Origin of the sequence: Clostridioides sp. ES-S-0054-01, from assembly GCA_021561035.1 — a bacterium.
GTDB lineage: Bacteria > Bacillota > Clostridia > Peptostreptococcales > Peptostreptococcaceae > Clostridioides.
Genome location: CP067346.1, coordinates 970,194 through 989,452 on the forward strand (window position 1 = coordinate 970,194; position 19,259 = coordinate 989,452).

A 19,259-nucleotide genomic window follows, 5' to 3' on the forward strand; every position below is an offset into this window, starting at 1 on the left:
ATAAGAAGGATTATTCGATAAATTAACAGAAATTAATATAAATAAATATAATTATTTTATAATATGTTACCTTTGGGAGGAAGAGATGAAAAAGTATATTTCTATAATATTATTAGTAGCAGTGACTGTGATTTTTTTTGTAGGATGCTCACCAGGAAAAGATGAATCTCAAGAGAAAGAGTTATCAGTTGTCAAAGAAGTAAAAGTAGCTGTTCCAGATGGATTGCCAGCAGTATCAATAGCTAAACTTGCAAATGAAAATCCAGAGATTAAAGGTGGATATGAAACAGTGTATAGCATTGAAAAGACACCAGAGGCGATTTCCACTAGAGTGATGAAAAAAGATGTAGATATAGCTATAGTTCCTTCAAACATGGCTGCAATAGCATATAATAAAACTTCAGCATATAATATAGTTGGAACTGTGGGAATGGGCTCGTTTTATTTAGTATCAACAGAAAATATAAAAGACTATTCTGATTTAGTTGGTAAAGAAGTTGGATGCACTGGAAAAGGACTTACTCCAGATTTAACTATAAAAAACATTTTATTACAAAAGGGTATAAATTATTCAGATATAAATTTTAATTATGTAAATTCAGCAAGTGAATTGGTACCATTATTGGCTACTGGTAAAGTTAAAACAGGTATTGTTCCAGAACCTGCACTTAGTGCGTTGATGTCTAAAAATCCCGATATAAAAATTATAAAAAGTTTAAATGACTCGTGGAAGGAAGTAAGTGGCTCAAAAGACGGTTATCCTCAATCTACTCTAATTGTAAACTCTGAATTCTTGAAAGATAATAAAGATTTTGTGGATTCTTTTGTAGGTCAATTATCAAATAGTATAGATTGGGCAAATAAAAGCCCTGAAGAATTAGGTGCATATTCTGAAAAAATAAAAATATCTACTGAATCAAAGATAATAGGAAAATCTCTTGAAAGAGCTAATTTAAAATATATTCCAGTTAAAGACATGATTAAAGACTATAAAAATTACTATGAGAAATTAGCTGATTTTGATGATAAGACATTAGGAGGCAAAGTACCAGATGAAGCAATATACTTTGTTGAGAAATAAAAAGAATAAAGAACAATTTATAGATAAATTAGAGGTAACACTTTCTTGTGTTATCCTCTTATTTTTATGGCAAATTATTGCTTTAAAAATTAATAATGATATTTTTTTACCAACGGTAGGTCAAGTATTTAATAGTATAAAAGAAATTATACTGAATTCTAGTTTCTATACAGACATACTTTATTCTATGGGGAGATGTTTTTTTAGTTTTTTATTTGCTATGATTTTTGCTATTATATTTTCAATCGTGTCTTATTTAAGTAGGTTTTTTAGAAATTTATTAAAACCAATAAATGCTTTGACACGTTCAATACCAACTATGATATTGGTAGTACTTGCACTTATTTGGTTTGAAAAGGATAGCACACCTTTTATAGTTGGATTTACTATAGTTTTTCCGATATTGTATGATAATGTTTTAGGAGCTATATTGGATATAGACAAGAACTTACTAGAAATGGCGAATGTGTATAAAATAAGGTTTATAGATAAGGTATTAAAAATTTATTTACCAGCCATAAAATTTCAAATTATATCTATACTAGTATCAACCTTTTCTTTAAGTTTGAAAGTTGCTATAGCAGGAGAGGTATATAGTCAACCTACATATGGTATTGGAACTATGATACAGGCTGAAAAAATTAACTTTAATACATCTGGAATATTTGCGTGGATAATTATTGTTCTTTTAATTTCTGCCATTTTGCAAATAGCTCAAAAGTTTTTAGCAAGGAGAACTTTTTTATGGAAAAGATAAAGTTAAGTATTGAGAATATAAATAAAAGATATGATAATCGTGTGATATTTAGAAATTTTAATATTGATTTTTATATGAATGAGGTTAATTGTATCCTCGGAAAATCTGGTTGTGGGAAAACTACACTTTTAAATATAATAAGTGGGATTATTAAAAATGATACTGACAATTTAAATATCAAAGAAAATTTAAATAAAGTAGGAAATAAGTTGGAAGCTAGTTACATATTTCAAGATGATAGGCTTATAGATTGGTTAACAGTAGAAGAAAATATAAAGATAGTTGTAAATAAATACTACAATAAAACTCAACTAAATAAAATTTGTGATGAATATTTAGAATTGGTTGGAATTAGTGAGTATAAAAAATTCTATCCTCAGATGCTTAGTGGAGGTATTAGACAAAGAGTAAATATTGCTAGAGCTTTTATATATCCATCAAGAAACATTATAATGGATGAGCCTTTTAAATCTATTGACGTAAAGAATATACATCTTATAATGAATAATTTCAAAAATATATTAAGTAAAGAAAAAAGAACTGTGTTATTTGTAACTCATAATATTGAAGAAGCATTATTTTTAGCGGATAGGATATTTATTTTAGGAGATTCTCCAATTATAATAAAAAAAATATTAAAAAATTCTAAGGAATTGGAAAAAAATGAAGTTTTGAAGTTGATATAGATTTATAATAATACTATCGTTTTAAAATATACTTAGTTAAAATCTATAAGACTGTATTAAAATAGTACAGAATATTCAAAAAGGTGTATAATATTCGTATTTTATAAAAAGGAAGTGAAGATATGGTTAAGACTAATGCTATGAGAATATTAGATTCAAATAAGATTGATTATAAAGTAATGTCTTATGAAGTAAAAAGTGAACATGTAGATGGTGTTGAGGTAGCACATGATATAGGAAGAAATGTAAATGAAGTGTATAAGACCTTAGTAACTCAAGGAGTTAGTAAGAATATATATGTGTATGTAATACCAGTACATGAAAACCTAGACTTAAAAAAGGCTGCAAAAGTAGCTAAAGAAAAAAGTGTGGAGATGATTCATGTAAAAGATATAAATAAGTTTACAGGTTATATTAGAGGTGGATGCTCCCCTATAGGTATGAAAAAACTTTATAAAACTTTTGTAAATGAAAGTGCAAAAAATTTAGATACAATTATTGTGAGTGCAGGAAAAATAGGCTATCAAATAGAACTATCGCCATTTGATTTACAAAGGCTTATAAAAGTAGAATTTGTAGATGTGGTAAAAAAATAAGAATCACATATAAAATATAGAGCTTTTATTCTTAATAATAAGTATTATATTGTTAATAAAATGAATAATGATTTTGAAATAAATGTTCAGTTACTTGTATGTAATTGATATAAAAATATTGAGAACTTTTAAAAATAATGGTAAAGTGTAAGTATAATCACGAATATTTTTGTAAAGTAATGGAGGGATGTTCGCTTGAGGAAAATAAAATCTGAACAAATAGTCGAACAAGTAAAAAAACTTTGTATAGAAGCGAGCCTATATTTAGGAGAAGATGTTTTAAGCTGTATAAAAGAGAAAGCCAAAAGTGAAAAGAGTGAAGTTGGAAAAAATATATTAAATATATTAGTTGAAAACGCTGAAATAGCTAAAGAAAAAAATATACCAATATGCCAAGATACTGGTATGGCTGTATTTTTTGTTGAAATAGGACAAGAGGTTGTAATTGAAGGAGATACTCTTACTGATGCTATAAATGAGGGAGTAAAACAAGGGTATGAAGAAGGTTATTTAAGAAAATCTGTTGTAAGCCCGATTAGTAGAGTGAATACAAAAGATAATACACCTGCTGTTATTCATTATGATATGGTAAAAGGTGATAAAATTAAAATAGAATTTGCAGCAAAGGGATTTGGAAGCGAAAATATGAGTAAAATGAAAATGTTAAAACCATCAGATGGGTTAGAAGGAATTAAAAAATTCATAATAGATACAGTTTCAGAAGCTGGACCTAATCCATGCCCTCCTATGGTAATTGGAGTTGGTATAGGTGGGACTGTGGATAAATGTGCTCAAATAGCTAAAAAGGCACTTTTTAGAGAACTAGGTGAATTTAATCAGGACGAAAATATAGCAAAACTTGAAAGTGAATTATTAACATCTATTAATAAGCTTGGTATAGGACCTCAAGGCTTAGGTGGCACTACAACAGCTTTGGGATTAAACATAGAGACTTTTCCTACACATATAGCAGGTCTTCCTGTTGTTGTAAATATAAACTGCCATGCATCAAGACATAAAAAGGTAGTAATTTAGGAGGAAAAAAATGATAAAAATAACTACGCCTGTAAGTGAAATTGATATATCAAAATTGAATTGTGGAGATACAATTAGTTTGAGTGGTATACTTTATACAGCAAGAGATGCTGCTCATAAAAGATTGATAGATTGCATAAATAAAGGTGAAGAATTACCATTTAATGTATATGGTCAAGGAATATATTATGTGGGACCTACTCCTACAAAGCCAGGAGAAGTTATAGGTGCATCTGGACCGACAACGAGTTATAGAATGGATGACTTGACTATACCTCTTTTAGAAAGAGGTCTTAGACTTATGATAGGTAAAGGAAAAAGAAGTGATGAAGTTATAGAAGGAATGCAAAAATATGGAGCAGTTTATCTTGCTGCAATAGGTGGAGCTGGAGCATATATTTCAAATTCAATAAAATCATGTGAAATTATTGCATATGAAGATTTAGGAGCTGAAGCTATAAGAAAGATTGTAGTAGAAGACCTTAAGCTTACAGTAGCTATAGATAGTTATGGAAATAATATATATGAGCAAGGTCGAGCACTTTATGAATGTAAATAAAATTTATAAATTTATATGAATATTAAAATTAAAAGATAGTTGTATATATTTTAAGGAGGAAAGTTGATGTCTAAGGATTATGCAAAATTGGCATTAGAAATGCATGAAATCAATAAAGGAAAAATAAATGTAGAAAGCAAAGTAGAAATCAAAACTAAGGATGATTTGTCAACAGCATATACACCAGGTGTTGCAGAACCTTGTTTAAAAATACATGAAAGTCAAGATGATGTTTATAGATATACTTCTAAAGGGAATCTAGTAGCAGTAGTTAGCGATGGAAGTGCTGTGCTTGGATTAGGCAATATTGGTGCTGAAGCATCTATACCTGTTATGGAAGGTAAGGCTATACTATTTAAACAATTTGCAAATGTAGATGCCTTTCCGATATGTCTAAAGACTAATGATGTAGATGAGATAGTTAAATCTGTTGAATTAATGGAACCAGTATTTGGAGGAATAAATTTGGAAGACATATCTTCTCCAAGATGTTTTGAGATAGAAGAGAGACTAAAAGAGTCTTTAGGTATTCCTGTTTTTCATGATGACCAACATGGAACAGCAATAATAGTTGCAGCAGCTATAATAAATTCAATAAAGTTAATTGAAAACAAAAAAATAGAAGATTTAGAAATAGTCATAAACGGAGCAGGGGCTGCTGGTATAGCTATAGCAAAGATACTACTTAATATGAATGTTAAGAATATAGTATTATGTGATAGAAGTGGTGCATTAGAAGCTAGCATAGAAAATCTAAATTATGTTCAAAAAGAAATGTTAGAAGTAACAAACATAAGAAATGAAAAAGGTTCTTTAAAAGATATTATAAAAGGAAAAGATGTATTTATAGGTGTTTCAGGTCCAGGAGCTGTTACAAAGGAAATGGTTGAAAGTATGTCTGAAAAGCCGATAATATTAGCAATGGCAAACCCTACTCCAGAGATAATGCCAGAAGAAGCTAAGCTAGGTGGAGCATTCATAGTGGGAACAGGTCGCTCAGACTTCCCTAATCAAGTTAATAATGTCTTGGCTTTCCCGGGAATATTTAGAGGGGCACTTGATGTTAAGGCTAAAGAAATAAATGAAGAGATGAAGATAGCTGCTGCATATGCAATTGCCAATACAATAAGTGATGAAGAAATATGCCCAGAGTATATATTACCAGATGTATTTAATAAGAATGTAGTAAAAAATGTTGCTAAAGCAGTTAAAGAAGCAGCTATAAAAACTAAAGTAAATAGAATATAATTTTTTATAAATTATTAAAAACTAAAAATAAAAAGACTAATGAAATTATGTCCAGTGGAATGATTTTATTAGTCTTTTTATTTTTAATATGACACAATAATGTCATATTAGTCTTGATATAATTTGAATATGGTTAGGAGCCAAAGAAAAATATAAGGAGTGATTTAAAATGGAAGAAACTAAATTTTGCCAATGTTGTGCTATGCCAATGGGACAAACTGATGAATTATATGGGACAAATAAAGATGGAAGTAAAAGTACTGATTATTGTAGTTATTGTTTTAAAGACGGTGAGTTTACAGCTGATATAAGTATGGAAGAGATGATAGAAGTTTGTATCCCTCATATGCTTCAAAGCAATAAGGGTATGACTGAAGATGAAGCAAGAACAATGATGAACAATTTCTTTCCAACATTAAAACGCTGGAAATAATTTTATGCAAAATTAGTTACACGCATATTATGAAACGTGGTGTTAACAATAAGCGGTGGTATGTTATATAGCATACCACCTGTTTTGTTGCTTGTTATTTCAAATTGTAAAAATCTAAAATATGTTATTTATATTCTACTTCTCTATCCATGTATTTTTATACCTCAAGTCAAATTCCACTACAAAATCATCATTTTCAATTCGATGTTTAATAGCATTAACAGATAAAGAGTTATAAAATTTTCTATTTTTCAGATAAAATAATACAGGTCAAGCTGATTTCTAGTTACTATTGAGTTTTTGAAAAAGTAAAATTATAATAAATTAAGTATAATAGCTTATGAGAAGTAAAAATAATTAAAATAGAGGTGATTAAATGAGTAGTATATTGTTAGTTGAAGATGATTTAAGCTTGATATATGGATTAGAATTCTCTATACAAAAAAGTGGATTTAATGTAGACATAGCGAGGACTGTAAAAGAAGCTATGCAAATGTATGAGGAAAAAAATTATGACCTATTGCTTTTAGATGTATCCTTACCTGATGGTAATGGATTTCAGATTTGCGAGAAAGTACGAGAGGTTTCTAATATACCCATTATATTTTTGACTGCTTCAGATGAAGAGGTAAATGTAGTGATGGGGCTTGATATGGGGGGAGATGATTATATAACAAAACCTTTTAAGTTAAATGAATTAATTTCAAGAATAAAAGCATTACTTAGACGTTATAATGTTGCAAATAATGTAACTGAATTAAGTTCAAATAATATTACTATTAAATTACTTGAAAATCGTGTTTTTAAAGGTGAATTTGAGGTGGAACTTACCACAGCAGAATATAAATTATTGTGCTTATTTATGAAAAATAAAAATATTGTACTTACTAGAAAAAACATATTGGACAAGTTATGGGATGGAAATGGTAGCTTTATAGATGACAATACATTATCCGTATATGTAAGACGATTGAGAAATAAAATTGAAGATAATCCTGAAAATCCTAATTTTCTATTGACCGTTAGAAGAATGGGTTATAAATGGAATGTAATTAAGTGAGGGTATTAATATGAAGATATTTTCTGACAGAGATATAAAAATATTTTTTTTAATAGTTACATCTATTTTAGTAATGTTTATTATAATAGGGCAAATAGTGGTTATAAGTATAACTAACAATTATAAAAAAACGTTGATAGAACATGACTATAATATAGCTGGATACTTATATAGTATAGGTGTTGATAAATCCAAAATACCATCAACATTTGTTACAGGTGAAAATAAATATATTTTAAAAGGAAAAGAAATCCTGAATACAGCTGGATATGACTTTGATACAAATGTTAACTTTATGCCAAGTGTAAAATCGTTTCAAAGTAAATATATAAAAACTATGTGTATCTATTTGTTGGTATTTTTTACTATGATTATTTTTATACTATATGTGTATTTTTTTAGGCAACAAAGTAAGATAGAAGAAGCCAGTGATAAAATTAATTCATTTATAAATGGAAATATAAATGAAAGACTAAATACATATGAAGAAGGGAGCTTATCAAAATTATTTAGTTCAATAGATGTTATGTCAACATCTTTAAATACACATATATTAAAAGAAAAACAGAATAAAGAATTTCTTAAAAATACAATTTCAGATATATCGCATCAATTAAAAACTCCACTTACAGCTTTAATAATGTACAATCAGATATTACAAGAAGAAAGTCATAATAGTGATGTTGTAGAAGATTTTGTACAAAAAAGTCAAAGTGAACTAGAACGCATTGAAATCTTGATTAAGAATTTATTAAAGATTACAAAGATAGATTCAAAAACAATAATTCTCAATAAAAATAATATTAATCTTAAAAATTTGGTTAAAAAAGTTTTGTATAGCTTTGAAACTAGAGCAGAAAAAGAGGGGAAGAGTATTTCTATAAATGGTTCAGAAAACACATTACTATTCTGTGATTATGAATGGATGTCCGAGGTTTTAAGTAATCTTATAAAGAATGCATTAGATAATACAAAAGAAAATGATAAAATAACGATAGAGTGGATTGAGACGCCTATAAGCACCACTGTTTCAGTTAGAGATACTGGAAATGGAATTCATGTTGAGGACATACATCATATATTCAAAAGGTTTTATAGAAGTAAGTTTTCAAAAAATAGTCAAGGTCTAGGCTTGGGATTACCACTAGTTAAATCTATTGTAGAGCAGCATAATGGTACTATTTCCGTAGAAAGCAGATTATCACAAGGAAGCATATTCACTATAAGCTTTTTAAAGCTTACTAATATGTAAGATAAGATACATCTTGCAGTAAGGTAGATGGATTATTATTATATTAATCAATTAGAAAGGAGAGATAGCAAATGGATATTCTTGTGGTTAATAATTTATGTAAAACATATGGAAATGGAGATACAAAAGTAGAGGCATTGAAAGATGTATCATTTATAGTTTCAAAAGGAGAATTTGTGACTGTAGTTGGAGAATCTGGTTCAGGAAAGAGTACGCTATTAAATCTCTTAGGAGGTCTTGATACTCCAACATCAGGGAAAATATTTATTGATGGTAAAGAAATATGTTCAATGAAAGAGGAAAAACAGACTATTTTTAGACGTCGTAACATAGGGTTTATCTTTCAGTCATATAACCTTATACCAGAATTAACTGTGGAGCAAAATATAATATTCCCATTACTATTGGATTATAAAAAACCAGATACTATTTATTTAAATGAAGTATTGACTATTTTAGGTCTTAAAGATAGGAAAAATCATCTTCCAAATCAATTATCTGGTGGTCAACAACAAAGGGTTGCAATTGGAAGAGCTTTGATTACAAAGCCAAGTATTATATTGGCAGATGAGCCAACAGGAAATCTTGACAGTAAGAATAGTAACGATGTAATTGCACTTTTAAAAGTAACTGCAGAAAAGTATAATCAAACTATTATTATGATAACTCATAATACGAATATAGCTTCTACAGCAGATAGAATACTACAGGTTTCTGATGGAGTGCTTACAGACCTGGGGGTGAATAGAGAATGAGAAGCTACTTAGAACTAGTACCACAATATGCAAAAGTACACAAGAAAAAAAATAAAACCACAATTTTATGTATTATTATTGCTGTATGCTTAGTTACTGCTATTTTTGGACTTGCAGACATGGCTATACAATGTCAAAAGATACAATTTATTAAAGATTATGGAAATTGGCACATATTAATTAAAAATTTTGATGAAAAGTCTATATCAGAAATAAATAGTAGAGTAGATATAGCTCATCATGGTAGGGTACAAGTAGTTGACAATGCAGAGTTTAAATCAAAGGAGATTTTGATACAAGGTTTAGATGAAGAAGTAGCAAAACAATTTAATTTAGAAATAATAAAGGGTCGTTATCCTATTGGGGAGAATGAGACTTTAATAGATGAGGATGCAGTTAAAAGCTTTAATCTAAAAATAGGCGATTTTATCAAAATAAAATTAGCAGATGGTAGAAATAAAAATTATAAGATAGTAGGTGAATATTCATCAATATCAAATTTAAGAGCTTTAGATAAGCATGGATTAATACTTTCAATATTGGGTACACAAGCTATTAAAAAATCAGGAACATACGATTCTTATTATATTACATTTAAAGAAAAGGCTAATATTAGAAAAGCTACTTCTGATATTAAAAATACCTTCAATTTAAGTGATAAACAAATTGGTAAAAATGAAACTTTACTTTCTATTATAGGTCAAGGTGACTCTGACTTTTCTAGACCACTGTATTTAACAGCAGGATTACTTTTTGTACTTGTTTTAGTAGCAAGTATTATCATGATATATAATAGTTTCAACATGAGTGTAATTGAGAGAATTAAATTTTTTGGTCTGTTGCGTTGCCTAGGGGCATCAAAAGCTCAAGTTAAAAAATTTGTTGTTTTAGAAAGTTTAATTTTAAGTGTAAAAGCTATTCCAATAGGCTTAGTATTAGGAAGTTTTGTAACTATTATATCTTCTATATTTCTTAAATATGTTAATGTGTTATTCAGTTCGATGCCAATTTTAAAAGTTAGTTTTATAGGGATTGCATTTGGAATAATTGTAGGATTTTTAACTGTAATATTATCAGCTATTGTTCCAGCAAAAAAAGCTTCTCGTGTATCTCCGCTTAGCGCTGTACGTGGGAATCTAATGTCCAAGGAAATTTTAAATAATGGAAAGACAAGTAAAGTTGCAAATACAGGAAGTTCTAAAATTGAGACTTCTATGGGATTAAATCATGCTTTTTCGAGAAAGAAATCTTTTGTACTTATGACTTCTTCATTTGCTATTAGTATTATACTATTTTTAGGGTTTAGTGTGCTTATAGATCTTATGTATCAAGGACTTAAGCCTATAAAGCCAGAAGCTTCTCATATATCTATTGTTGACCCTAATTTTAAGTCTGTTTTAACCAAGGATGACATTAAGGAAATAAGTAATATCAAAGGAATAAAAAAAGTATACAGTAGAATGATGACGGATGTAGAGGCTACATATAATGAAAAGAAGGCAAAACCACAATTAATTTCTTATGAAAAGCATCAATTTAATTGGGCAAAAAAATATCTATTAAAAGGAGAAATTAATGAAGATAAATTACAATCAGAAAATATTGCATTAGTAGAAGAAGGTTATGGATTTGATATAGGAGATAAGATATATATTAAAAATGGAAATTATGAAAAAGAGCTAGAGATAGGAGGTATACTTTCCTCAATTCCTTTTGATACTAAAGATAAACATATAGGAAATATTATAACATCTGAAAATACTTTTACGAATATAACAGGTATAAAGGATTATGTAATAATTGACACTCAGGTTGATAAAAATGCTCCTAGAGATTTGATTGAAAATATAAGAAGTGTAGTAGATGATAATTTAGAGATTAGAGATAAAAGACAAAGTAACTCTGAGGCTAAAAATTCGTTTTATACTATGGCAACATTTATATATGGATTTGTGTTTATTATTGCGATTATAAGCATGTTTAATATCATAAATAGTATGAATATAAGTGTTACAAGTAGAAAGAATTACTATGGTGTTATGCGTGCAGTAGGTATATCTAACAAACAATTAAGAAAAATGGTAATAGTAGAGGCAAGTTCATATGCAGTGAGTGGGTGTTTATTAGGTGGCATACTAGGGTTAATGTTGCATAGGTATATGTTTATATCGTTAGTAAGCTTAAGATTTCATTTAGAATGGCAAATACCTTTTAATCTGCTACTTATCACTGTAATAACTATGATAATAATAACTTTATTATCAGTAAGAAAACCAATTAAAAAGATTTGTGACTTAGATATAATAGATTCAATAAATGCACAATAAATATAGTTATTAATTTAAATTAAAAAAACGAAGTAAATATGAAATAGAAAATATTTTTCATTTTTACTTCGTTTTTTATATTATAAAATTTTTATAAAGATAATATAACTCTAAACATTATATGACAGTGTGAGCATTTAAATTAAAATACTTTAAATATTCTACTTTAGATAAGTTCCTTCTTCATCTTGATAAATTAATCCTTTTTTCATAAGCACTCCAAGAGCACGTTTAAAATTTTTCTTGCTTGAATTAAATAATATAGAAATATCTTTAGGGTCAGACTTATCATTAAATCTCATATATCCATCAGAGCCATCTAAATAACTTAAAATTTTATTTTCTAAAGTATCAAGTTCATCTTTTCTATTTCCTCTAGGAGAAAGCCCTAGTTTTCCATCTTCATATACCTTTATAACATGTAAATTTTCAAGAACATCACCAGTTTTTAATTCAGTAAAGTATTCATTATGAAGTATTACACCAGCATATTTATTATCTACACATATCATAGCAGAATTATTAGTTTGAAACCCATATACAACTCCAGTTACTATATCTCCTACATTGTAAGTATGGTCTGTTAATAGGTATGAATCTATATCTGTAGTAGCAGCAATTCTTTTGCTTTTATCCAAATATATATAAAATAAATATTTTTCGTCTCTAAATAATGGATAAGTCTTAGCTTTAAAAGGAACTAGTATGTCCTTAGGAAGACCCATATCTATAAAAGTGCCAATGTCTGTATTATCAACTACTTTCAAATATGCTACATCCCCAACCTTCGCCAAAGGAGGTATTAAAGTTGCAGCAGTTCTGTCATCAGAATCTTTAAATATGAAAGCATCTACTTCATCACCTATATTTATTTCATTTTTTCCGATTAATCTATTATGAAGAAGTATATCGTCTTTTGTATTATTAGTTTGTCCATCCAAAAAATATCCAAATTCAGTTTTTCTTTTTACTGTAAGTTTATTAAAATCACCTATGTTTATCAAATTAAAATCATCCTCTCATTTTATATTTATAATTTAGCCATAATATACTTATTGTAGTAGTTTGTCACAGTATCTATATTAGTATTAGTGAAATTTGCAATAAATAATATAGTTATTTATGTATTTTTCAATTCTCTAGCTTCTTATATAGTATAAACTCCAATTTCTTTTTTGTCTTTAGGTTTTACTAAAATTTTTACAAAATAAGTTAAAAAGTATTGAAATAAAATTTCTTTTAAAGTATAATTGGTATATACCAAAATTGGTATATACCATATCGAAAAGTGGTGACTATATGAAAATAGTAAATAAATCTAGTAGCATACCATTGCATACTCAATTAAGTTCAATAATAAGAGAGATGATAGAAACTGGTGAGCTTAAAGAGGGCGATGCAATAATGCCAGAAAGAGAACTTTGTAACATACAAAATGTAAGTCGTATGACAGTAAATAAAACTATTGTTGGATTAGTTACAGAAGGTCTTCTTTATAGGGTACAAGGTAAGGGGACATTTGTTGCAAAGCAAAAAAAGAAGTATCAGTTTTCAAATGTAAAAGGTTTTACTGATGTCATGAAAGAAAAGGGAGTAGACATAAAAACGGATATATTATCCTTTGAGATGGAACTACCAGATGATTTAGTTAAAAGAAAGCTTGGAATAAGCGATAATACCACAAATATATATAAGATTGTTAGACTTAGATATACTGATGGAGAACCATTTGGATTAGAAATAGTATATCTATCAGAAGAAATGTGTAAGGGTCTTACAAAAGGGATATTAGATAATTCTTCATTATATAGGGTTTTAAATGAAAAATATGGCTATAAGATACAAAAAGCTGAACAAGTAATGGAGCCAGTAATACTTTCAGATGAAGAAAGTAAGCTTCTAGAAACAGATGAAGGTGCTTTAGCTCTTAAACTTCATAGAAATTCCTATAATAGAGAAGGTAACCCTATAGAATATACCATATCAATATTTAGAACAGATAAATACCAATATGAAATAGTATTGAGTGAGTAGGTGAATAATATGAAATGTTTAATTAATGGAAAGATAATATTAAAAAATCAAATCTTAGAAAATAAAGTATTAGTATTTGATGAAAAAATAATTGATATAGCCGATAGCATACCAAAAGATTGTGAAGTTATAGATGCTGATGGAAAATATATATCTCCAGGGCTTATTGATATTCATATACATGGAAACATGGGGAAAGATACAATGGATTCAACTGATGAATCTATTGAAACAATTTCAAAGTCAATAATGAGACATGGAGTAACATCTTTTCTTCCAACTACAATGACTATGGATAAAGAACATGTTTATGATGCACTTGAAGTTATTAAAAAAGCCCAAAATAGAAAGCTTGAAGGGGCGCAGGTATTAGGAGCGCATTTAGAAGGTCCTTTTATAAATGAAAATTATAAGGGGGCACAAAATGAAAAGTTTATAATAAATTCAAAATACGAATTTATAAAAGAATACAAAGATGTTATAAAAGTTATAACTTATGCTCCAGAAAAAGACATTGATTTTGATTTTACTAGAGAAATAAAAAGATGTACAGATATAGTTTTATCTATTGGTCATAGTAATGCAAATTATGAGCAAGCTAAAGAAGCTATAAACTTAGGGGTAACAAATGTAACTCATATGTTCAATGCAATGACTGGTTTAAACCATAGAGACCCAGGTGTTGTTGGTGCAGCACTTACAACTGATGTGTACAGTGAGTTAATAGCAGATACAATCCATATAAATAAAGATTTATTTCAATTTATATTAAACAATAAAGGGAAAGAAAGACTGATTTTAATAACAGATTCTATAGAAGCTGGTGGTCTTGAGGATGGAAATTATGCTCTTGGAGGTCAGAAAGTCATAGTTAAGGGTAATGAAGCTAGACTTGAAAATGGAGCATTAGCTGGAAGTGTGTTGTCTTTAAATAAAATGGTATTTAACTTCTTAGATAATACAAATCTTAAAGTGAATGAAGCGATTAATTTAGCATCTTTAAATCCCGCAACATCTCTAGGTATAAATGGCAAAAAAGGAAGCTTAGAAATAGGTAAGGATGCAGATATAGCTATATTTGATGAGAACTTAGATTGCAAGATGACGCTTTGCTTGGGAAAAGTTGTATATAAAAATATATAATTTATAAAGATAAATTTTAAATAAAAGCAATATAAAAAATAATAATAAATTAAACTTATAGCAGTTAAAGTATTAGCTAAAATTTAGGAGGAACAAAATGAGAATATTAGTATGTAAAGATTATGATGGAATGAGTAAAAAAGCAGCTGAGATGATAGCAGCTCAAATAGTTTTAAAACCAAATTCAATATTGGGACTAGCTACAGGAAGTACACCAGTAGGTATGTATAGAGATTTAGTAAAAAAATACAATGATAATATAGTAGATTTTTCAGATGTGATGAGCTTTAATTTAGATGAATATTATAAGTTACCAATATCTAATGACCAAAGTTATGATTATTTTATGAAAGAGAATCTATTTAATCATGTAAACATCAAGCCAGAAAATACTCATCTACCAAATGGAATGGCTGATAATATTGAAAAAGAATGTATAAACTATGAAAATTCTATAGATGCAGTTGGTGGTATAGATGTACAAGTACTTGGAATAGGTCGTAATGCTCATATAGGTTTTAATGAACCTGATAATAAATTTGCAAAAAGAACTCATGTGGTTGAACTTACGGAATCTACAATAGAAGCTAATGCAAGATTCTTTAAATCAAGAGAAGATGTTCCTAAAAAGGCTGTAAGTATGGGGATTGGTTCAATATTAAAGTCTAAAAAAATATTACTTTTAGCTTCAGGAGAAGAAAAAGCTGATGCAGTGTATAAAACTGTTTATGGAGATATAACTCCAGAAGTTCCTGGTTCTATACTTCAACTTCATAAAGATACTATAGTTATAGTAGATGAAGCAGCGGCAAGTAAATTGAATCCAAAAGATTATAAATTAGTATAAGAATAGAATGTAGTTTAAGTAAAAAATAGCTGTCTTTAAATAATTAAATTTATTTAAGGACAGCTATTTTTATTAAAATTAGTTAGTTATTATCTTTTACAAAAGCTCGTTATCAAGAAGTATCCAAATAATATATTAAAAATTATTATATTTCTATCCTAAGCGTAACAAACTCTATAATAATTTATTTTTGCCTTAAAATTGCCTTAAAATCTAAACAAGTTTAAAACTAATGTGATGTGAAAAGCTGATATAATTTAAATAGTAGTAAAAAAATAAGATTTAGATTATATATATTGAGATTTAATTGTTTAATAAATATATTTACACTATTCAATTTAAATTAAAAGTCTATTAAGGAGTGAGTTTTATGCAGAAGTTAATTTATATAGCGGATGATGAAGATAATATAAGAAATTTGGTAAAGACATTCTTAAAAAATGAAGGTCATGATGTTATTGATTTTAAAACAGGTGATGAACTTTTAGAACAATTTAATATAAAAGAATGTGATTTAGTAATACTAGATATAATGATGCCTGGCTCAAGTGGTTTTGAAGTATGTACAAAACTTCGTGAGAAAAGTACAGTTCCAATAATCATGCTTACTGCAAGAGATACAGATATAGATTATGTTACAGGAATAACCTTGGGTAGTGATGATTATTTTACAAAGCCATTTAGCCCAATGTCTTTAGTTATGAGAGTAAAATCTATATTTAGGAGGATAGAATTTGAAAAGAAACAAAATTATGATAAGTACAGTGACTTGGTAGATATGAAATTGAAATTTGGAGATGTGACAATAAATAAAAAAAATAAAATAGTTACAAGTAAAAATATAAATATAGACCTTACACCAAATGAATATAATCTATTAACGTATTTATTTGAAAATAGAGATAGAGCAGTTTCTAGAGATGAATTATTAAACAAAATATGGGGATATGATATAGAGGTTGAGACAAGGGCTGCTGATGATACAGTAAAGAGATTACGTAAAAAAATTTTAGATACAAATATTTTAATAGAAACTGTATGGGGATTTGGATTTAGATTAAAGGAGAAAAATTAAGATGGAAAATAAAAATGACAAAAATATATTTGGAAAGATTAAATCCACATTTAAATTAAAATTCTCAAAGAAGAATATAAGCATAAAAACTAGAATTTTGTTGAGCGTATTGTGTTTAATAATTATAGTTTTTATGATAATATTAGTATCTTTTAACGTATTGCTTGATACATATATAAAAACAACTGCAAATGAAGAGTTGACAAAGTCTACAGAAATAGTAGAACATATGGATAGTAATTTTAGACCGATTAAGCCTCCTCAAGATGATGGAAATCTTCCTCCAAAAGCATTATCTAATTTTATGAGAAATGTACAAGATAAAGTTAGGATGGCAGAAACACAATCAGAGGCTGATGCTATGGTGGTTGATTCCAAGTATAACTTGATATTTCCAACAAGAGAAGATGATTTTTTAAAAAATATTGATGAGATGGAGTCGATTAGAGAGTGTATTCAAAGTGAAAAATTAGATTTAAACTTAGATGAAAATACACGCATATCTACCAGAAATAAGGATTACTATATTTCAACAGTAAAAATTACTAGTATATATGGTGAGCAAGATAAGTATCTTATACTTTTTATAGACATATCAAAAACTCTAAATCTAACTCAAAAGATAAATACTGTATTAATATCTGTAATGTGTTTTGCTGGAATATTAGCAATATTTACAGCTGTAATTTTATCTGAGAAAATTGCCAAACCTATAAAAGAGCTGTGTGAATTTGCAAAAAAAATGGGTCAAGGAGATTTCAAAAGAACCTACTTTGATTTTTCAGATAAGGAATTAGTAGAGCTTTCAAATGTTATGAATAAGAGTGCTGAGTATCTGGATAAGTATGATAATGAGCAAAAAATATTTTTTCAAAATGCATCTCATGAATTGAGGACACCACTTATGTCTATTAAAGGCTATGCAGAAGCTATAAAGTATGATGTTATAGATAGTAAGCATGCAAGTGATATAATACTTGAAGAAAGTGATAGGTTAAGTGATATGGTTGAAGACTTATTATACATTTCTAAAATAGATAATATAACTAAAGATTATGAACTTGTAGAATGTGATTTAAGAGAAGTACTTTCAAATTGTGGAGCTAGGCAAAATGTGAGGGCTATAAATAAGGGCATAGAACTTATTTATGAGTTTGATGAAGAAATGGTTCTATTTGAATGTGATGAAAAAAACATCTCCAAAGCGTTTATGAATCTTATAGAAAATGCTTTGAGGTATGCTAAGAGTGAAATAAAAATAGTATGCAAGTATAATCAAAGAAATATAGTCGTGATAGTAGAAGATGATGGAATTGGAATCAACAAAGAAGATTTACCTCATGTTTTTGAAAGGTTTTATAAGGGAGTAGGGGGGAATCATGGAATTGGACTATCAATAGTTAAGTCCATTGTAAATAAGCATGGTGGACGTATATACGTAGAAAATGGTAAAAAAGGAGCTAAGTTTACTATATTATTTAAGTTATAAAAAAATTAAAGAAAATATAGAGATGTTGTAAATAGAGATTCATGTGAGAGTAAGATTTTCATGCTACTATGTAGCTATAGAAAGGTGGATTGATTATGAATTTATTAATCTATAAACGATTTATAAAGTATGCAAGACTACAAGCAGTTTTTCTTGGAGGTATAGGAGTTGCTCTTTTATTATTTCCCAAATTTTTACTTGGGAGTATGTTTTATGTAATTGTTGGATATATAATTTTGAGTGGTGTTTTGCTTATTATTGATTTTATCAGAGAAAAGACAACTAAATCTATTCTTAATTATGGAAGTCTTGTTTTAGCGAGTTTACTTATTGTGTTTGGCTGTACCTCAATTGTTTTTTCACGTTATTTAGTCAATGTATCGCCTATTTATCTTGGTGCATTGTTACTCATTAAAGCTGTTATATACTTTGTGATTGCTTTGTGTGCTACTACATTCTGGCAGAAAAGTATCTTAACTATTTTTGCAAGTATAGCTCTTTTAGGGGGGATGGCTGTTGTTATTTTTACATTTGGATTTGGTATTGGAGGTATTGTAGGTCTTACACGAGTTTCAGGATTTGCCTCATTGCTTTCGTGTATATATATACTTGTAGCATATCTAATTCATAAAAGATGTTAATCTGTATATTTTTATATGTTTCAGTGAAGTTAATTAATATAAGTAGGGGTGTAAGTAAATTTATATTAATATAAGCTTACTTACACCTTTTTAATTAAATGAATTACCACATATGACCATACATTCTTAGTTTATATAGACATAACCAAGGAATATAGAAAGCCTCTACATTCATATTCTTCTCCAAAGAAAAAGATGTTTTCGTAATCAAATTTATAAAATTGATATCTTTCCAGTCTAA

Annotated in this window: 19 protein-coding genes; 18 read left to right on the forward strand and 1 reads right to left on the reverse strand. The window is 28.1% G+C overall.

Annotated elements, in window-relative coordinates; translation table 11 throughout:
• The first annotated feature begins 85 nt into the window (after window positions 1–85).
• The 12 genes from JJC02_04765 to JJC02_04820 all read left to right on the forward strand — a co-directional run bounded on the left by JJC02_04765 (window position 86) and on the right by JJC02_04820 (window position 11,789).
• Window positions 86–1,081 (forward strand): ABC transporter substrate-binding protein, encoded by a 996-nt coding sequence (locus tag JJC02_04765; GenBank protein ID UDN55496.1) that lies wholly within the window; start codon window positions 86–88, stop codon window positions 1,079–1,081.
• Window positions 1,053–1,838, forward strand: coding sequence for an ABC transporter permease subunit (locus tag JJC02_04770; protein ID UDN55497.1), 786 nt, complete (start codon window positions 1,053–1,055; stop codon window positions 1,836–1,838). Before JJC02_04765 ends, JJC02_04770 begins: the two co-directional genes overlap by 29 nt.
• Window positions 1,826–2,524, forward strand: coding sequence for an ABC transporter ATP-binding protein (locus JJC02_04775; GenBank protein ID UDN55498.1), 699 nt, complete (start codon window positions 1,826–1,828; stop codon window positions 2,522–2,524). Before JJC02_04770 ends, JJC02_04775 begins: the two co-directional genes overlap by 13 nt.
• Before the next feature lie 122 nt (window positions 2,525–2,646).
• Window positions 2,647–3,120 carry a Cys-tRNA(Pro) deacylase gene (ybaK, locus tag JJC02_04780; GenBank protein ID UDN55499.1) on the forward strand — a complete coding sequence of 158 codons (474 nt, stop codon included), beginning with the start codon at window positions 2,647–2,649 and terminating at the stop codon, window positions 3,118–3,120.
• A 195-nt stretch (window positions 3,121–3,315) separates the two neighbouring features.
• The gene (locus JJC02_04785) at window positions 3,316–4,155 is read left to right on the forward strand and encodes a fumarate hydratase (GenBank protein ID UDN55500.1); all 840 of its coding nucleotides are present in this window, start codon (window positions 3,316–3,318) and stop codon (window positions 4,153–4,155) included.
• 10 nt (window positions 4,156–4,165) lie between these two features.
• A complete protein-coding gene (locus tag JJC02_04790) occupies window positions 4,166–4,714 on the forward strand; it encodes a Fe-S-containing hydro-lyase (GenBank protein ID UDN55501.1) in 549 nt (182 codons plus the stop codon).
• 66 nt (window positions 4,715–4,780) lie between these two features.
• Window positions 4,781–5,962: an NADP-dependent malic enzyme gene (locus JJC02_04795; GenBank protein UDN55502.1), complete on the forward strand. Its 1,182-nt coding sequence runs from the start codon at window positions 4,781–4,783 to the stop codon at window positions 5,960–5,962.
• A 169-nt stretch (window positions 5,963–6,131) separates the two neighbouring features.
• Window positions 6,132–6,395, forward strand: a complete 264-nt coding sequence (locus JJC02_04800) for a zinc ribbon domain-containing protein (GenBank protein UDN55503.1) — start codon at window positions 6,132–6,134, stop codon at window positions 6,393–6,395.
• Between the two features lie 376 nt (window positions 6,396–6,771).
• Complete coding sequence (locus JJC02_04805; GenBank protein UDN55504.1) at window positions 6,772–7,455, forward strand: response regulator transcription factor; 684 nt, start codon at window positions 6,772–6,774, stop codon at window positions 7,453–7,455.
• A gap of 10 nt (window positions 7,456–7,465) precedes the next feature.
• Complete coding sequence (locus tag JJC02_04810) at window positions 7,466–8,707, forward strand: HAMP domain-containing histidine kinase (protein UDN55505.1); 1,242 nt, start codon at window positions 7,466–7,468, stop codon at window positions 8,705–8,707.
• Window positions 8,708–8,778: 71 nt separating this feature from the next.
• Window positions 8,779–9,462, forward strand: coding sequence for an ABC transporter ATP-binding protein (locus JJC02_04815; protein UDN55506.1), 684 nt, complete (start codon window positions 8,779–8,781; stop codon window positions 9,460–9,462).
• Window positions 9,459–11,789 carry an FtsX-like permease family protein gene (locus JJC02_04820; GenBank protein ID UDN55507.1) on the forward strand — a complete coding sequence of 777 codons (2,331 nt, stop codon included), beginning with the start codon at window positions 9,459–9,461 and terminating at the stop codon, window positions 11,787–11,789. Before JJC02_04815 ends, JJC02_04820 begins: the two co-directional genes overlap by 4 nt.
• Window positions 11,790–11,950: 161 nt before the next feature.
• Here JJC02_04820 and JJC02_04825 read toward each other — a convergent pair whose 3' ends face one another.
• Window positions 11,951–12,793 (reverse strand): DNA-binding protein, encoded by an 843-nt coding sequence (locus JJC02_04825; protein ID UDN55508.1) that lies wholly within the window; start codon window positions 12,791–12,793, stop codon window positions 11,951–11,953.
• 295 nt (window positions 12,794–13,088) lie between these two features.
• On the opposite strand from JJC02_04825, the gene JJC02_04830 reads away from it, so the two are divergent.
• From JJC02_04830 to JJC02_04855, 6 genes are all read left to right on the forward strand, one after another.
• Window positions 13,089–13,823, forward strand: coding sequence for a GntR family transcriptional regulator (locus JJC02_04830; protein ID UDN55509.1), 735 nt, complete (start codon window positions 13,089–13,091; stop codon window positions 13,821–13,823).
• 9 nt (window positions 13,824–13,832) lie between these two features.
• On the forward strand, window positions 13,833–14,966 hold the full coding sequence (nagA, locus tag JJC02_04835) for an N-acetylglucosamine-6-phosphate deacetylase (GenBank protein ID UDN55510.1): 1,134 nt from the start codon (window positions 13,833–13,835) through the stop codon (window positions 14,964–14,966).
• Between the two features lie 97 nt (window positions 14,967–15,063).
• The gene (nagB, locus tag JJC02_04840; protein ID UDN55511.1) at window positions 15,064–15,813 is read left to right on the forward strand and encodes a glucosamine-6-phosphate deaminase; all 750 of its coding nucleotides are present in this window, start codon (window positions 15,064–15,066) and stop codon (window positions 15,811–15,813) included.
• Window positions 15,814–16,183: 370 nt separating this feature from the next.
• Entirely contained in the window at window positions 16,184–16,888 is a 705-nt protein-coding gene (locus tag JJC02_04845) for a response regulator transcription factor (GenBank protein ID UDN55512.1), read from the forward strand.
• A 1-nt stretch (window position 16,889) separates the two neighbouring features.
• Window positions 16,890–18,377, forward strand: a complete 1,488-nt coding sequence (locus JJC02_04850; protein ID UDN55513.1) for a HAMP domain-containing histidine kinase — start codon at window positions 16,890–16,892, stop codon at window positions 18,375–18,377.
• Between the two features lie 95 nt (window positions 18,378–18,472).
• Entirely contained in the window at window positions 18,473–19,018 is a 546-nt protein-coding gene (locus JJC02_04855; protein ID UDN55514.1) for a hypothetical protein, read from the forward strand.
• Window positions 19,019–19,259 lie beyond the last annotated feature (241 nt).

Bases quoted from the DNA above. Each gene is read 5' to 3' on its own strand.
- JJC02_04850 (UDN55513.1), top strand. From the start codon at position 16,890: ATGGAAAATAAAAATGACAAAAATATATTTGGAAAGATTAAATCCACA.
- JJC02_04845 (UDN55512.1), top strand. From the start codon at position 16,184: ATGCAGAAGTTAATTTATATAGCGGATGATGAAGATAATATAAGAAAT.
- JJC02_04800 (UDN55503.1), top strand. From the start codon at position 6,132: ATGGAAGAAACTAAATTTTGCCAATGTTGTGCTATGCCAATGGGACAA.
- JJC02_04810 (UDN55505.1), top strand. From the start codon at position 7,466: ATGAAGATATTTTCTGACAGAGATATAAAAATATTTTTTTTAATAGTT.
- JJC02_04765 (UDN55496.1), top strand. From the start codon at position 86: ATGAAAAAGTATATTTCTATAATATTATTAGTAGCAGTGACTGTGATT.
- JJC02_04855 (UDN55514.1), top strand. From the start codon at position 18,473: ATGAATTTATTAATCTATAAACGATTTATAAAGTATGCAAGACTACAA.
- JJC02_04830 (UDN55509.1), top strand. From the start codon at position 13,089: ATGAAAATAGTAAATAAATCTAGTAGCATACCATTGCATACTCAATTA.
- JJC02_04795 (UDN55502.1), top strand. From the start codon at position 4,781: ATGTCTAAGGATTATGCAAAATTGGCATTAGAAATGCATGAAATCAAT.
- nagB (UDN55511.1), top strand. From the start codon at position 15,064: ATGAGAATATTAGTATGTAAAGATTATGATGGAATGAGTAAAAAAGCA.
- JJC02_04770 (UDN55497.1), top strand. From the start codon at position 1,053: ATGAAGCAATATACTTTGTTGAGAAATAAAAAGAATAAAGAACAATTT.
- JJC02_04820 (UDN55507.1), top strand. From the start codon at position 9,459: ATGAGAAGCTACTTAGAACTAGTACCACAATATGCAAAAGTACACAAG.
- nagA (UDN55510.1), top strand. From the start codon at position 13,833: ATGAAATGTTTAATTAATGGAAAGATAATATTAAAAAATCAAATCTTA.
- JJC02_04815 (UDN55506.1), top strand. From the start codon at position 8,779: ATGGATATTCTTGTGGTTAATAATTTATGTAAAACATATGGAAATGGA.
- JJC02_04790 (UDN55501.1), top strand. From the start codon at position 4,166: ATGATAAAAATAACTACGCCTGTAAGTGAAATTGATATATCAAAATTG.
- ybaK (UDN55499.1), top strand. From the start codon at position 2,647: ATGGTTAAGACTAATGCTATGAGAATATTAGATTCAAATAAGATTGAT.
- JJC02_04775 (UDN55498.1), top strand. From the start codon at position 1,826: ATGGAAAAGATAAAGTTAAGTATTGAGAATATAAATAAAAGATATGAT.
- JJC02_04805 (UDN55504.1), top strand. From the start codon at position 6,772: ATGAGTAGTATATTGTTAGTTGAAGATGATTTAAGCTTGATATATGGA.